Source organism: Bartonella sp. AP3QHHD (genome assembly GCF_042195765.1).
Lineage (GTDB): Bacteria > Pseudomonadota > Alphaproteobacteria > Rhizobiales > Rhizobiaceae > Bartonella.
Genome location: NZ_JBHIPC010000104.1, coordinates 1 through 14,941, shown reverse-complemented (window position 1 = coordinate 14,941; position 14,941 = coordinate 1). Strand labels below are relative to the sequence as shown.

The window sequence follows — 14,941 nt, the reverse complement described above, 5'->3', positions numbered from 1 at the left end:
TCCCACCCCCTCCGCCACAGCACTTTTATGGTGCTATAACTTATTGATTTCATGTGTGTTTTTTCAAGGTGCGGTGTAGCTTGCCAGCAGGTTTTGTATAATTTGCCACTAGGTTTTGTACCAATTTATTTTTTTTCAAAGAGTTTTTAAGGTGTTCTCAAAGGGTCTTCAAAGACCTTTCAAAGATCATTTAAAGCCTCTTTTTCTTTTCTGCTCAAAATCGCAATTTTTGATGATCAATCATTGAGTTGGAATCGTATTATTTGAGAAGCAGCGTATATAAGATGGTATGACTTCTTTTAGCATAAATTGACTGATGATTTTTCTGTATCCTAAGCACATTATTCAGGACATTATTAAATAAGAGAAGCGTTTAAGGAATTCGGTCAACTTGACCAAATTGCTCTTCAGTATGCAATTGTGCAATGTTTGCACCATTGCTCCTTTGAGGAATTGGGTAAACAATACCCTATTGCTGTACTCATGCAATTGGATCAACTTGATCCTATTTCTGGTTTTAGCAATTGGTGCAAGTTGCACCTATTCCTCATCACGACCGATCAAAGGGTCAAGTTGTCCCTTTGATTTTCTGTCACTCAGAGGTTTCCTTTTCTCCTGCCNGTTGTCCCTTTGATTTTCTGTCACTCAGAGGTTTCCTTTTCTCCTGCCTCTTTTCCCTTGTTTGGTGCCTCGAGTGTGATTTCTGTGGTGTATCCGCTTTGTTTTTCATAGCGGTGGGTGACGGTGGAAGCTTTCCATGGACCATTGATTTGCCCACGAAACCCTTGAAGGATGAGAGGTTGATCCGCCATGATTTCGGGACGCCCCTCAAGGGTCAAAGAACCACTGCCTACAGCACGACACAACCTGTCCGACTCGGAAGCAGCAGCAGCTCGTGCTTCCTCCTCACAAATGTAACAAGTCCGCAAACGCCGCACGGGACCGCTAAACCCTGTCTGATGTTTGACTTGGCATTGCTGCCCTTTTGAGCGATCAAAATAAGAAGCTTCAATGGTGCCATATTGCGTACGTGGCTCTAGGGTAAATTCCCAGTTGGAACAGTCGTGCTTATGGATGTCGAGTGCTGGTAAATTATCTCCGCTTAAAAACAAAAACTTATTGTCCTTGATCAAAAAACGTGCCCGCATGCGGTCGGCAAGGCGGGTTAAAAAATCAACAGCCGATTGATCTGTTCGAATCACATAAGGCAAAGTTTGTTTGGTAAATTGGGGACTGACCTTTGCTTGATAGCCATGGCGTTTGGCAAGTGTCTCAACAATCTCACCAACAGTTTTGTGGTCAAAATGTTCACTCACCTGTTCTTTTAGCTCTTTACGCATCGAGGCACTTTTGCCACAAAGGCGCAAGATCTCTCCATCACTGCCCCCAATACTCACCACCGACTCGACAACAAAACGCCCCATGAAGGCACTGATGCTGTTCTCATAACCAAAGATCACTTGCAGAGTGCTGTTGCTTGAGGGAACCTCTAAATCATTGCCACTATCGTCAAACTCTGCTTCAAATGTATCGGCTTCATTCCCGGCATGGTCCGTAATGGTTGCGGTTAAAAGACGCTGGTAAAAAACCTCATGAACAGGTTTGTCTCCCACCTTGACCATAATAAAAGGGTGTGTACGCATTAATCCCATAACCGCTTCACCATGCTTTGGGGATTAGACAACACAAATTCAGGCAGCATGACCTTTAAGCCCCGTGGTAAAAACACACCATATTTGGCAATCTCTGGATTAGCTTCCAGTGTGGCTTCTAAATAGCCTTTGAGTAAACCAGCTTTCCTCCGGTCTCTGAACACTGCCATGGCATGGTGAAAGCAGAGGAGATCGAGGCTCATATCCTCTAGCTCTACAACAACATGTTTTTCTGGTATCTTCATAGAGGTTGTCCCACTTGGTATTGTCCCACCTGATATTGTCCTTGTGGTTTTCCACCATCGAAAAACGGTAACAAGCTAATGGAATAGCGGATGCGCTGGGATTGACCAGAGCGACTGATATAGTCGTGGTCTTTATTGATCGTAGTGATTACTACGGGTCCATGGAGAAGGACACTATAGGTGGTATCATTGATCCAACGAAGCATCTGCACCGGCTTTGCTCTTCGGATAGTTGTAGTGATGGCATCTATCGCTACCCGGTCCCCAAATTCTTCTGGAAACCAAACTCCATGAATGGTCTTTGCATCATTGCCATAGCCGGTAAATTGCAAACTGGGTGCCTTGCCAAAACGCTCCATACAAACCCATGAAGCAGAAAACTCTTCTTCAAAGGATTGGAAATTCAGCCAGTCTACATAGAAGAGATGTGGTCCTAACATTAGCAAAGGATCTCTCATAGACGCCCTCCCCTTGATTGTGTCATTACTCTGTCCCGCCATGCAAGGCATTGGCGCGTGCCCGTTGCAAAGCATGAGCAACCGCACGACCAGTGTCCATGGGTTCACGCGCCCCATTGACATGCACTGTGACATTTTGATTGTGTGTGATAGTGGAATGCTCTTTGCCTTTTGCTTCTGTGAAAGGGGAATTTGCACGCCCCGCCCCTGCAAATTGTGCAATCGGTTGAATGGCTGTTTTCCCCCCAAAAAAACTTGGCAAAAACTCTCTTACATCAATGGAACCAATCCACCCCTTAATGCGGCTAGGCAAAGATTTACAAAAATCGCTCAACTTTGTGATGGGTGCCATAAAGCCATCGACAATCGAATTAGTCAGATCTTCGCCCGCTTGTTCCATACTAGCCTTGGCACCCTCCGAGAGCTTTTCGCGGACAAAAAAGCTTCCCAACCAGCTCCAAAAGTTGGAAAGGCTTTGTTTAACGCCCTCCCACAAATTGCCAAACCACTCGGCAACAGAGGAAAGCTCTTGTTTAAACTTTTGCCAAGTTTGAGAGAGATCAAAAGCAGCAGCAATGATGTTTTTCCATTTGGTGATGGTGGTGGGTTCAGCACCAAAATAAACCAAGACGTGTGCGCCAGTCATGGTAAAGCGCAACACACGTAGAACAATGTTAAAAGCCATCAGGGCGGCAATGGTTTTGATAATGGCGCTTGTTAAAACGGGATGGTCCTTGCCCCATGCCATTTTACAAAACGCGCATTTAATGGTAAAAAATAACCATAAAAACAATAAATTATCACGTATTTCTAACTAATCTCACCTCTTCCCACTTAGTACAAAACCTAATGTCAAACTACATCCAACGGAGTTTTGTATAGTATGTAGCCTTTCGGAAATTGTGGCTTATCAGCGGATTCTACATATTTTTATATTTTATTTGTTCAAAGAAGACACTGAGCACTCAAAGAACCCTCAACGCTCTATTAAAGCCTTCTCTCATTTTTGCTGTCAAAAACTCATTCGATACATAATGTAGGTAAGAACAATCAATTATCACATATCCACTCTAATTTCACCTTTTTCTACTCAATATAAAGTAAATTACACACAGAAATATTTATTATTTATTAACTTTAAAACTATAAAATCTTTCATTTTTTTGAAAATGTACAATATTAAAAACACTACTATTCTTATTTATATTATATTTTTTTATTTATTTTATATAACTATATTTCTTTAATTATACATCAATAAATATTAAAATAAATAAATATTGATATAAAATAATATATATCACTAATAAAAAACTTATTTTTAAAATATAATTAGATAAAAATACATTATGAAATAAATTTAATATTACATAATTAAACATAAATACAACTTTAATTTTGACAAAAAAAGCAATATCTATTTTCACTTCTGCTTATGAAGTTAGCGGGAAAATGAATGTTGGGGGCTTTAAAAGGAGTAGACTGATGCCTAAAAATTTTCTTCTATCCTGCACTGCAATTGTGGCAGTTGTACTTTCTGCTATCAATCTTAATGCACAAGCTAAAAATCTTGAAATTTCAGAAAGTAAAAAAGAAGTTTCCAACGAAACCTACGAAATTATTCACGCAAAAAAAGGTGGTCAAATTATCGGCAAGCATTTGACGATAATCGGAAACAAAAAAACAAACACCAACATAGGCACAAATGCGCACGCTATAACAGCTGAAGGTTCTAACACTGCGATTGAATTACTGGATGGTACAACCATTAAAGGAACTGGTTCTAGCATTTTTTTCGGTCTTGAAGCAAAAGATGGTGCTACACTGAAAATGACCGGGGGAACTATTACAGTTTCCAACACTGGCGCTAAATTCTTGAACAGTAAGAATGCTGAAAACAAGCTAAAAGATATAATAATATCAAGTGGCAAAGGCAAAGCTCCACTAACTTTTGCAATATTTGCAGACAAAGACAGTGAAGTCACTTTAGAAAATGTAAAAGTGACTAAGGCAATGAATAGCGTTACTGCAAATAATAAATCTGAAATCACGATATTGGGAGGATCATTTGATGCCACAAAAGCAGCAATATCTGCTTACAATGGCAGTCGCGTAACTCTAACCAATAATGTTCAAGCTACATCATCTCATGGCACTGGACTCCATGCAACAGATTCAGAAACCACAATCGAAATGATGGGAGGAAGCGTAATCACAGAAAAAATGGCGTTGGTTGCAGAAAACGGTGGACATATCAAGGTCACGGATGTTGCGTTAACAGCGACGAATGATAAAATCGGAACAGTTGTCGCCGGCGGTCCGAACAGCATGATTGAATTGCATGGAAATACAACAATTAAGAATGCTGTAATCGGTCTTCATGCACAAAATAGTGGAATGATTAAAATGATCGGAGGGACCATTACAGCTTCTGCAATCGGTGCTGATTTCTATAATAGTAAGAGCGATGGAAACAAGCTAGAAAATGTGAAAATATCGAGCAGTAACGATAAAGAGCCTAAAATCACAGGAATAGGTGCCGACAAGGAAAGTAACGTCACTTTAAAAAACGTAACAGTTACGCAGGCAAAAAGTGGTATAGCTGCAAATAATCATTCTAAAGTAACGGTTTCTGGAGGATCATTTGAGGGGAAAATCGTAGGAGCATACGCTGGAAACGGCAGTAACATTACTTTAACTAGTAGTAAAAAAGATAACGTTCAAGTTACATCAACATCATCGAATAGCAAAGGACTCTACACAAATGGTTTACATTCTACCATCACAATGACGGGAGGAACAGTAACCGGAGAATTAGCGTTGGTCGCAGAAAACGGTGGACATATTAAGGTCACGGATGTTGCTCTAACAACAAATGAACATGGGGCCAGGTCACTGATGTTCCTATAATAGGCGCAGGAGTCAATAGCGCTAATAGTATGATTGAATTATATGGCAATACAACGATTAAGAATGCTGGTGTTGGGCTTGTGGCAAGTAACGGTGGCGTAATTAAAATGATTGGGGGGACTATTACAACTTCTAAAACTGGTGTTGGCTTCGTGAATAGTAAGAGCACCGAAAGTAAACTAGAAAATGTAATAATATCAACCGGTAAAGATAGAAATTCAGGCAAAGGAATTCTTCTAGAGAAAGAAAGTGGTCTCACTTTAAAAAATGTAAAAGTGACTCAAACAGGCAACAGCGTAATTGCAAATAATCGTTCTAACATAACAATCTCTGGAGGATCATTTGATTCAAGCTATGCAACAATATGTGCTCAAAACGGTAGCAGTATCACCTTAACGGACAATGCTCAAATTACGTCATATGATGAAGCAGGCCTCTATGCACAAGACTCAAAATCCACAATTACAATGACAACAGGAAACGTGACAGGAAAATATACAGCCTTAGAAGCAGACATAGGTGGCCATATTACGGTTACAAATGTTGCTTTAAAAGCAACTAATAATGGCAGTGGTGTAGCTGCTGGTGCAGCAGCCTCTGGCTCTAACAGTGTGATTGAATTGCTTGGAAATACAACGATCAGTGACGTTAAAATCGGAATTGATGCGCAAAACGATAGCACAATCAAAATGATCGGAGGAACCATTACTGCTTCCGAAGCAGGCGTTCACTTATTAAAAAACAAGAGCAATAACAAACTGAAAGATGTAACGATATTAAATCGTAAGGATAATGCACTACTAATCAATGCAATAATCGCAAGAAGAAGTGCCATTACTTTAGAAAATGTAACCGTTCCGCAAGCAATCAATAGCATAATTTCAGATAATGGTTCTCAAATAACAGTTTCTGGAGGATCATTTAACGCAAAAGGTGCAGCAGTATCTGCCATAAACGGCAGCACTATTACTTTAACTGACAATGCTCAAATTACATCATCTGATGACAGTGGGCTCTATGCAAAAGACTCAAAATCCACCATCACCATAACGGAAGGAACAGTACAAGGTAAAACTACTGCATTATTTGCCGGAAACGGTGGACATATTAAAGCCACGAATGTTACTCTAATAACAGCAGATAGTAATGGATTCGGTGCGGAAAGCCAAGATGTTGGCAGTTTAGTTGAATTATATGGCCATACAACGATTAAAAATGCTGAGATCGGACTTTATTCAGAAAATGGCAGCACAATCAAAATGAGTGGAGGGACGATAATTGCCGAAAATAGTGCATTTGTTGTAAATAACAATGGACATATTGATGTAACAAATGTTTCTGCCACAGCAGAAGATAGAGGTATAGCATTTGAAAAATCTAAGAACAATAAAACATCAGAAATCAATTTAACCAATGCAAAACTTCATATTAAAAACGGTACTGGAATTAATGCAAATGAATCAATTGGTAAAGCCAATCTCAAAAATTCAGAAATCCGTGCCAATATTTTATTAGTAACCGAAGCTTCAACGAAAAAAAATGATTTCACTTTTACATTAAACGCCGATCACTCCATCTTAGACGGCAAAGTGAGCACTGAAAAAAAATTCAAAACAGTCTTTGATTTGCAAAACAATACGAAATGGATATTGAAAACAAGCACAAATAAAAAAAGCCAGAACAAAAAACTGCTTGATATTGCTCAAAGAGCACGTTCTGATATTTCTGTCCTTAACATCAATAACAGCTCTATTGTTTTTGAAGAGCCAACTGAAGATCATTATCACACGTTGCACATAGGATCTGGCAGACCAAATACTAAAAAAGTCTACAATGCTACAGGAAAAGCAGAAATTCATTTCAACGTCGAATGGAGTGATAGTGCTGCCATAAACAAACAAAAAGCTGACCATCTTCTGATTCACGGTGATGTTTCAGGGACTACACTGGTTTATATCACTGGACATTTAGAAAAGAACAATATTAAAGCAGATGCTTCTGCTCTTACCAGTGCACGTGGTCTTTCACTCATTCAAGTTTCTGGGAAAGTAAATCAAGACTCTTTCAAACTTGCACAGGACTATATCACAATAAGTGGTTCACCTTATAAATATATACTGAAAGCTTATGGACCAAAATCAAACCACAGTAAAACAAATGCTGAACAAAACCTTTTAGGAGAAAATAAAAATTTCTGGGATTTTCGCTTACAACCAGTACTGCTTGATAGCGACTCAAAAGTAAAAACCATCGTGCCATAAATACAAGCTATTTTATCATGCCATGTGCTCTCTTGTATGCTGGATTGACCGATATGGATAAGCAAAGTGCAACTGTTAGCCAATATGCGACATCTGTCTTAAGGAAAGAATAAGACAAACGGAATGGCTTTTTCTTATACGCCTATGGAGAAACAGGAAGCTTATTTTTTGATAAGTAGTACTTCTAGTAGATATAGTTATAGCAGTGCTCATCTTCGTTATGCTGCTCTACAAGGAGTTGTTAACTTTGTCGCGCTAGAAGGGAAAAATATCTACAACACATTTTGGCCTTATAGAAACCTATGGACAACTCTCTTTGCACTCCAAAGAATATGCAAGATACAGTAAGAGTATTGTGGATAAATGGTCACTCACAACCTATGGAACCATACAACATGACAGTGGTTTCTATCTTGATACGCTGTTATCCTATGGCTTCCTAAAGAGAAAGATCACCAATGCTCTCATTGGTAAAACTGCAAAATTGAAAAACGCCAAAATGTTGAGTATCTCCACCACTGTTGACAAACAATTTGCAACGGGTATTCAAGCCGTAACATTCGAACCGCAGGCACAGCTTGCCTATCAACATTTGATGTTTGATACCATTAAAGATGCTGATAATCTGACCATTGAGATGCAAAATCCTTCTCAATGGATAATCCCGTGTTGGTGGACGTTTGACAAAAACCATTGCCACTGAAAACAGCCGTCCTATGTCTTTCTATGGAAAAGTAAACTTAATCAAAACCTTTGGTGATGATCAGACATTCCATATTGATAAGTATTATAAATGTGACCCCTCGGGAAGTTCCGTTGAAGGTGGGCTTGGTATTAGTGCATAATTGTCCGCTAACCTCTCCCTTCATGGTGATGTCAGCTATCAACAAAAGCTTCAAAAAACTGGTATAAGTGGTGCAAGCTTTTCAGGAGGAATACTCTATCAGTTTTAAATCAAAACTGTAAAAATAGCCTATTCAATTTAACAAAAAGGCAGCATATTGCTGCCTTTTTGGTTTATTATAAGCTGTTTTTAAGCGCTTTTTTAAATAGAGAACAGCGAAATATTTGAAGACATTCATTGACCATTGGATGTTTTTTACAAAAAATTCTTTTTATAAAGAATAAAATTGTAAAAAAGAGAACAACCAAAAACAAAATGATATTGTAAAATAATGAGAAGCTTTTCTAGAAAATACAACATTACTATCTTTTGTTATTTCTCACGAATTTAATGCTTAAAATGGTAAAATAACACTTTTGAACATAAAATGATAAGTAAAAAATAATGCAATAATATCAAACAAAGGGATGTATGTTATAAGTCACTCATATATTTCAAAATGGAAGTTCTAATAGGATTTAAAATATTACAGCTCAAACACTGCCCAGAAAATTCATACTGAAAAAATCCTATTATCCCCTTCCCTCTTAACAATGCCGCCAAACATCTCCAGAAACTTCAAAACAAATAAAATTGCATTTTCTCTTCTGTAAAATTGATCATGCTCTTTGCTCTCTATGGACAATAGGCTCTATACTTGCTTCAAAAAACTCCTTTGTATAATCGTGTTGCGCATGTAAATTACGCAATTCATCATTGCTAAGCTCTTCAAGAATAATCCCTTTATGCATAATTCCAACACGTTCACAAATATGTGCAACAACAGCAAGATCATGGGATACCATTAAATAAGTAAGCTTTTTTCTCACGCGCAATGATTTCAACAAGTTTAAAATTTCAGCCTGTACCGACACATCCAATGCAGATGTTGGCTCATCAAGCAACAACACCTCTGGCTCAATAATTAAAGCACGTGCAAGAGCAATACGCTGACGCTGCCCTCCAGACAACTCATGAGGATAACGATAAAGAAATGAAGAATCTAAACCAACGGAATCTAAAGCATCCTCCACCCGCTCTCTTTGATTATCCATTCCATGGATTTTGAGCGATTCAGAAAGAACCGTATGGACCATTTTTCTTGGATGCAGCGAAGCATAAGGATCTTGAAAAACCATTTGAATACAGCGTAAAAAATCCTTACTTCTTTTCTTTTCAACTTCTTGTCCAGCAAAAAGAAACTTTCCACTATAATCTGGAATAAGCCCCACCAATGTATTCAAAATAGTTGACTTTCCACATCCGGATTCACCAATCAAACCATAAGCTTCACCACGCTTAATATGAAAATTAACATTTTTAACAACTGTTACTGCCTTATGCCTATGACCAAAAGTTACAGATAAATTAGAAACATCAATAATATTCTCACAATTTGTCATGAGGAACCTCCTCAACACCATTAACAATCGTAGGATTATACAACCAATCAGGATCACGCTCAGGAACAGCCAAAATATCAACTGGATTATCAAGCCGTGGCAAACTCGCGAGCAACGCCTTTGTATAAGGATGACAAGCGTGAGACAAATCAGAAGCAGGCAACTCTTCTAACACACGGCCCGCATACATCACCAAAATACGATCACAAAAATCAGCAATCATATTTAAATCATGACTAATGAAAATAAGTCCCGTTCCAGATTTTGTCACAAGTTCATCTAATACAGATAAAACTTGTCGTCTGACCGTAATATCAAGTGCAGATGTTGGCTCATCGGCAATAATTAAATCAGGTTTTGGAATGAGCATCATTGCAATCATCACGCGCTGCCCCATCCCCCCAGATATTTCATGAGGAAAGAGACGCATCACATGTTCAGGATCACGAATATGAACAGATTCTAACATAGATATGGTGCGCTCCCTCGCTTCAGCTTTTGAAACACAATAATGAATACGGTAAGCCTCCATAATCTGTTCCCCAATCCGTATTAATGGATTAAGTGAATATTTGGGGTCCTGTAAAATCATTGAAATACGTTTCCCACGGATTTTTCGCATCTGAGGTTCACTTGCGGCCAATAAATCAACATCCTCAAAGCGCATTTTTTTAGCTTTAACAATGGCTGCTTTTGGACTCAACCTTAGTATTGCGCGCCCAGTCATCGATTTTCCAGATCCGGATTCACCAACAATTCCAATTTTTTCTTTTCCAACAGAAAAACTAACGCCACGCACAACTTCTGACATGCCGCGCGTTGTAAGAAAAGAAATACGTAAATCTTCTACTTCTAATAATTTATTACCCATTGCGTGGATCCAATACATCACGAAGACCATCACCTAAAAGGTTGAAAGCAAGACTTGCAAATAATATTGCACAGCCTGGTATTGCCGCCAACCACCAATTTGTCATCATAAATTCCCGCCCTGAAGAAAGCATCGCACCCCATTCAGGACTTGGAAGTTGAGCTCCCAACCCTAAAAAACCAAGACCAGCAGCCGTTAAAATAATTCCAGACATATCCAAAGTTAATCGTACAATCACTGAAGGAATACACATGGGCGCAACATGAAACAAAATAATTCGCCAAGCAGAGGCCCCTTGCAGGCGAACTACAGAAACATAATCAGAAGAACGTATTGTCAAAGTCTCAGCACGTGCTAAACGTGCAATTGGTGGCCATGCTGCAATTGAAATTGCAATAGAAGCATTTTCAATCCCTGGTCCCAATGCGGCTGAAAATGCAAGAGCTAAAATCAAACCTGGAAAAGCAAGAAAAATATCGACAATGCGCATGAGCACAGTATCAACCCATCCGCCCATATAACCAGATACAGTTCCAACAATAAGCCCTATTGGACCTACAATAACTGTTGTAAGAAAAACAACATAAAGAGTAATACGGGAACCAAAAACAAGGCGACTAAAAATATCACGTCCCAATTCATCTGTTCCAAAATAATGCGCCATAGAGGGTGGCTGCAACCGATGCCCTAGATCATTGCTAAGAAAATCATGCGTAGCAATCCAAGGAGCAAAAAATGCACATATGATAATAATACAAATAATAAGCAGACCGAATACAGCCGAAAAGTTATGAAAAAACTTAGCCAGTGCGTGATAAATTCTTTGTATGTTCGCTTGAATTATGGAGTTTGGAACAGGATCGTTTAACCAACTACCCAAAGAAGATGATGATTGCGATTTATGATGATTACTTACTGTCATATTCAACGTGTCCTTGGATCAAAAATGCGATAAAGCAAATCAGAAAATAAATTAATGGCGACAAAGATAAATCCTACAAGTAAAGTACATCCTACAACTGCATTCATATCTCCGGCTAAAAGAGCATTTGTCAAGTAATGTCCAAAACCAGGCCAAGCAAAAACTGTCTCCGTTAAAACAGCCCCTTCTAATAAAAAAGCATAAGAAAGTGCAACAACGGTAATAATTTGAACAGCAGCATTTCGAAAGGCATGCCCCCAAACGGTTCGCGCCCACGATAATCCCTTTACACGTGCAGTAATGATATATTCCTGATTAAGCTGCTCAATCATAAACCCACGAGTCATACGGCTAATATAAGCCATAGCACCGAAAGCCAAGATCAAAGCAGGCATAATAACGTGACTAAAAACATTACCAAAAGCCTCCCATTGTCCTTGGCTTGCAGTATCCCAAAGGAAAAATCCTGTTTTTGGTTCAAAAGAATATTCATAAAGAAAATCAAGTCGTCCTGGGCCACCAACCCAGCCAAGTTTGGCGTAAAATATTAACAACGCCATTAATCCGAGCCAAAATGTTGGAGTAGAATAACTTACAAGTGTAAAAACACGGACAACATAATCAATAAATGAATCGCGATACATTGCTGCAAAAACACCAAATGGAATTCCAAGACTTGTGCCAATAACAATAGCAACGGTTGCAAGCTCTAATGTTGCAGGAAATACACGCATAATATCGGCTAGAACAGGTCGCCCAGAAGTTAAAGCATCTCCAAAGTCAAACAAAAATACATTATGAAGATACTTCCAATATTGGACAATCAACGGCTTATCAAGACCCAGCTTATAATACATTGCATCATAAGCTTCCTGACTAATATTATCACCAAGAATAGACAGAACCGGATCTAGAGGAAGAAGATGACCAAGAAAAAAAGTGATCGTCACCAACCCAAGCAATGTGATAAAAACTGAAATAAGAAGTTTCAATCCTTTGCATAAAAAATCCCATAAAAATAATTTTTTCTGCTTTTCTGATACAGCTCTTTCAGTCTCTGAAAGTGGCAAAACCATTATAAAAATCCCCTCTGTAGCGACAAAACATAAAGCAAATACTTTTTATATAACAAAACAATCTCTTATTAAGCATGTTCTACAATCATTTTCTATAACATGCTTCTTTTTATTTTTCTGCTTCATTGTAATAAAGTCTATAACTGTTCCAAATCCATTTTTTGACATCAGGTCCCATACCAACGGTATAATATGTCTGAAATAAATAAACCATAGGACCATGCTCTAGCACATAATGCTGTAAAGTACGATATTGCATAATACGCTTATTGGGGTCTTTCTCAAACAAAGCATCCATCACCATGTTATTAATATTTTCATCATAATACCCAGCGCGCCAAGCTAAATACATATTGTGCTTTTTTGTAAATGTTGGATCAGGGTTAAACACGTGATTTAATGAAGCAGGATGTCCATCAGGATCGGCACTCCCCCACCCCATAATAGCAGTATCATAATTTCCACCACGTACACGGCTCAACAATTGATTTTGTGCCATTTTTTCAATTGTAAGCTCAACACCAATTTTGCGTGCATTGGCTTGAATAGACTGTGCAACAGACGACATATAACTAAGGCTTCCAACTAAAAGATTAGCTTTAAACCCATTAGGATAACCAGCTTCAGTAATCAGTTGTTTTGCTTTTTTCAAATCCAACTGAAAAGGCAAACCTTCTTTTTCATCTAAAGCACCTGGAACACCTAAAGACATATAAGTTGCCCGTGGAATAGCAATCCCTTTCAAAACAGTTTTTCCAAGACCTTCATAATCAACCAAATAACGAAGTGCCAATCTGACCTTTTCATTCGCAAAAATTGCATTCTTATTATTTAACGATAAGTAAATAATCTGCGGACGCAAAACACGACTAATTTTGACTGGTCCTCCCTTTTTTTCAAGATCTAAAATATCCTCTGAAGAAAGATCACGCACTATATCCACATCACCTTTTTCCAAAAGAAGTCTTTGACTTGATGAATCCGCTACATGCTGCACAACAATCTGCTTAATTTTAGGCACTTCGCCCCAATAATGTTGTGTCGCCTCTAACACAACTTTATCTCCTGGAGACCAGCTCACCAATTTATAAGGTCCAACACAAGCTGTATGTGTTGCTAAATATTTATTCCCCATATCACCGTTAATACTCTGTGCTTCAATTGTTTTCCGATCAAGCAAAGCAGAAGCATAAGATTGTCCAATAACAGTCAATATGAGCTGAATAGGATAGGGTTTATCTAATTTTAATTGTAAAGTCTTATCATCAAGAGCCTGAATATTTGTTTCAATATTGTTTTTGGTAAACCCATAATCCATTAAAGATTGAGCATAGCTTAATCCTAATTTAATAATCCGTTGCATCGACCATACCAGATCTTGCGCTGTAGCCATCCTTCCATCATTAAACTTTAAATCATCACGAAGATGAAAGACTATTCTTTTGCCATTGTCTAAAACGTCCCAAGATTTTGCCATAGCAGGGCGAATTTTTGTAGGATCATGTTCATCATATTGCACTAACGCGCTGCAAATATTCGTCAATAACTCACTCGTCACAACCTCAACAGTTTGCGCTGGATCAAAACTACTAATTGAATCAATATTCCATGCCATTACCAATATATCTTTAGATGAGGCACTGAATGCCGATGTTACAGCCCCATTAAAAAAAACGGTTGAGCTTAATAAAATAGAAATTTTTTTCAATATTCTTTGTTTTCCCATTTTATCTCTTCCTTTTGTATTCTTCTACCTTTTCACACAAAGTGATTGTGATTTTGCTTAAATAGCATAGCATTAGACATCAATTTCATTTAATCAAACTAAGCATCTATAAAATAATTTTCTTATACATCAGTCTATATTCGGGATGCAGAGAATCTATAACCATAAACAAAGATCCTCCCCAATATAACTTTCTATATTCATCGCTCCCTATAAACGATCTTAATTATATACTACTACACAAACATCCCTCACAGTTTCATCCTTAAAAAACTGAAGAGCTTTATATGGGAGAATATTTTCATCATGCAATTATAATTAAGCTCTTTTTAGCTTTGATAACACTAAAAAGACACACTTATTTTTCAATTTTACTATAAAAAATTTGTGGCGCACTATTCCAAACCCACTTTTTGACATCAGGTGTCATCGCGATAACGCTATATTGTTGAAAGATAAACGCATAAGGCCCTTTTTGCATCAGTTCACGTTGTAAATCAGCATAGATTTTCGCCCGTTTTTGCGGATCTTTTT

Annotated in this window: 10 protein-coding genes and 2 pseudogenes; 2 read left to right on the top strand and 10 right to left on the bottom strand. The window is 38.1% G+C overall.

What is annotated here, in order from left to right; genetic code table 11:
- Positions 1-641 precede the first annotated feature (641 nt).
- The 4 genes from ACFIL7_RS08880 to ACFIL7_RS08865 are packed head-to-tail and all read right to left on the bottom strand — an operon-like array spanning position 642 to position 3,103.
- Positions 642-1,643 (bottom strand): phage late control D family protein, encoded by a 1,002-nt coding sequence (locus tag ACFIL7_RS08880; RefSeq protein WP_375634949.1) that lies wholly within the window; start codon positions 1,641-1,643, stop codon positions 642-644.
- The gene (locus ACFIL7_RS08875; RefSeq protein WP_375634936.1) at positions 1,643-1,897 is read right to left on the bottom strand and encodes a tail protein X; all 255 of its coding nucleotides are present in this window, start codon (positions 1,895-1,897) and stop codon (positions 1,643-1,645) included. The genes ACFIL7_RS08880 and ACFIL7_RS08875 overlap by 1 nt, the downstream gene beginning before the upstream one ends.
- Positions 1,894-2,355 (bottom strand): phage tail protein, encoded by a 462-nt coding sequence (locus tag ACFIL7_RS08870; protein WP_375643508.1) that lies wholly within the window; start codon positions 2,353-2,355, stop codon positions 1,894-1,896. The genes ACFIL7_RS08875 and ACFIL7_RS08870 overlap by 4 nt, the downstream gene beginning before the upstream one ends.
- A 25-nt stretch (positions 2,356-2,380) precedes the next feature.
- Positions 2,381-3,103 carry a hypothetical protein gene (locus ACFIL7_RS08865; RefSeq protein WP_375634939.1) on the bottom strand — a complete coding sequence of 241 codons (723 nt, stop codon included), beginning with the start codon at positions 3,101-3,103 and terminating at the stop codon, positions 2,381-2,383.
- Between the two features lie 737 nt (positions 3,104-3,840).
- On the opposite strand from ACFIL7_RS08865, the gene ACFIL7_RS08860 reads away from it, so the two are divergent.
- Entirely contained in the window at positions 3,841-5,265 is a 1,425-nt protein-coding gene (locus tag ACFIL7_RS08860; protein ID WP_375637079.1) for a hypothetical protein, read from the top strand.
- Positions 5,266-6,572: 1,307 nt separating this feature from the next.
- Positions 6,573-8,479 (top strand): annotated as a pseudogene (locus ACFIL7_RS08855) (autotransporter outer membrane beta-barrel domain-containing protein); the annotation flags it as partial.
- A 550-nt stretch (positions 8,480-9,029) separates the two neighbouring features.
- Here the strand turns inward: ACFIL7_RS08855 and ACFIL7_RS08850 are convergent.
- From ACFIL7_RS08850 to ACFIL7_RS08825, 6 genes and pseudogenes are all read right to left on the bottom strand, one after another.
- Positions 9,030-9,812, bottom strand: coding sequence for an ABC transporter ATP-binding protein (locus tag ACFIL7_RS08850; RefSeq protein WP_273790734.1), 783 nt, complete (start codon positions 9,810-9,812; stop codon positions 9,030-9,032).
- Positions 9,799-10,683, bottom strand: a complete 885-nt coding sequence (locus ACFIL7_RS08845) for an ABC transporter ATP-binding protein (RefSeq protein ID WP_375633125.1) — start codon at positions 10,681-10,683, stop codon at positions 9,799-9,801. The genes ACFIL7_RS08850 and ACFIL7_RS08845 overlap by 14 nt, the downstream gene beginning before the upstream one ends.
- The gene (locus tag ACFIL7_RS08840; protein ID WP_273790732.1) at positions 10,676-11,605 is read right to left on the bottom strand and encodes an ABC transporter permease; all 930 of its coding nucleotides are present in this window, start codon (positions 11,603-11,605) and stop codon (positions 10,676-10,678) included. The genes ACFIL7_RS08845 and ACFIL7_RS08840 overlap by 8 nt, the downstream gene beginning before the upstream one ends.
- A gap of 2 nt (positions 11,606-11,607) precedes the next feature.
- Positions 11,608-12,681: an ABC transporter permease gene (locus tag ACFIL7_RS08835; RefSeq protein WP_375613823.1), complete on the bottom strand. Its 1,074-nt coding sequence runs from the start codon at positions 12,679-12,681 to the stop codon at positions 11,608-11,610.
- Positions 12,682-12,790: 109 nt separating this feature from the next.
- Positions 12,791-14,407, bottom strand: coding sequence for an ABC transporter substrate-binding protein (locus ACFIL7_RS08830; protein WP_375634945.1), 1,617 nt, complete (start codon positions 14,405-14,407; stop codon positions 12,791-12,793).
- A gap of 358 nt (positions 14,408-14,765) precedes the next feature.
- A pseudogene (locus ACFIL7_RS08825) lies at positions 14,766-14,941 on the bottom strand (ABC transporter substrate-binding protein); the annotation flags it as partial.

Bases quoted from the DNA above. Each gene is read 5' to 3' on its own strand.
- ACFIL7_RS08870 (WP_375643508.1), bottom strand. From the start codon at position 2,355: ATGAGAGATCCTTTGCTAATGTTAGGACCACATCTCTTCTATGTAGAC.
- ACFIL7_RS08845 (WP_375633125.1), bottom strand. From the start codon at position 10,683: ATGGGTAATAAATTATTAGAAGTAGAAGATTTACGTATTTCTTTTCTT.
- ACFIL7_RS08850 (WP_273790734.1), bottom strand. From the start codon at position 9,812: ATGACAAATTGTGAGAATATTATTGATGTTTCTAATTTATCTGTAACT.
- ACFIL7_RS08880 (WP_375634949.1), bottom strand. From the start codon at position 1,643: ATGCGTACACACCCTTTTATTATGGTCAAGGTGGGAGACAAACCTGTT.
- ACFIL7_RS08860 (WP_375637079.1), top strand. From the start codon at position 3,841: ATGCCTAAAAATTTTCTTCTATCCTGCACTGCAATTGTGGCAGTTGTA.
- ACFIL7_RS08830 (WP_375634945.1), bottom strand. From the start codon at position 14,407: ATGGGAAAACAAAGAATATTGAAAAAAATTTCTATTTTATTAAGCTCA.
- ACFIL7_RS08865 (WP_375634939.1), bottom strand. From the start codon at position 3,103: ATGGCATGGGGCAAGGACCATCCCGTTTTAACAAGCGCCATTATCAAA.
- ACFIL7_RS08840 (WP_273790732.1), bottom strand. From the start codon at position 11,605: ATGACAGTAAGTAATCATCATAAATCGCAATCATCATCTTCTTTGGGT.
- ACFIL7_RS08875 (WP_375634936.1), bottom strand. From the start codon at position 1,897: ATGAAGATACCAGAAAAACATGTTGTTGTAGAGCTAGAGGATATGAGC.
- ACFIL7_RS08835 (WP_375613823.1), bottom strand. From the start codon at position 12,681: ATGGTTTTGCCACTTTCAGAGACTGAAAGAGCTGTATCAGAAAAGCAG.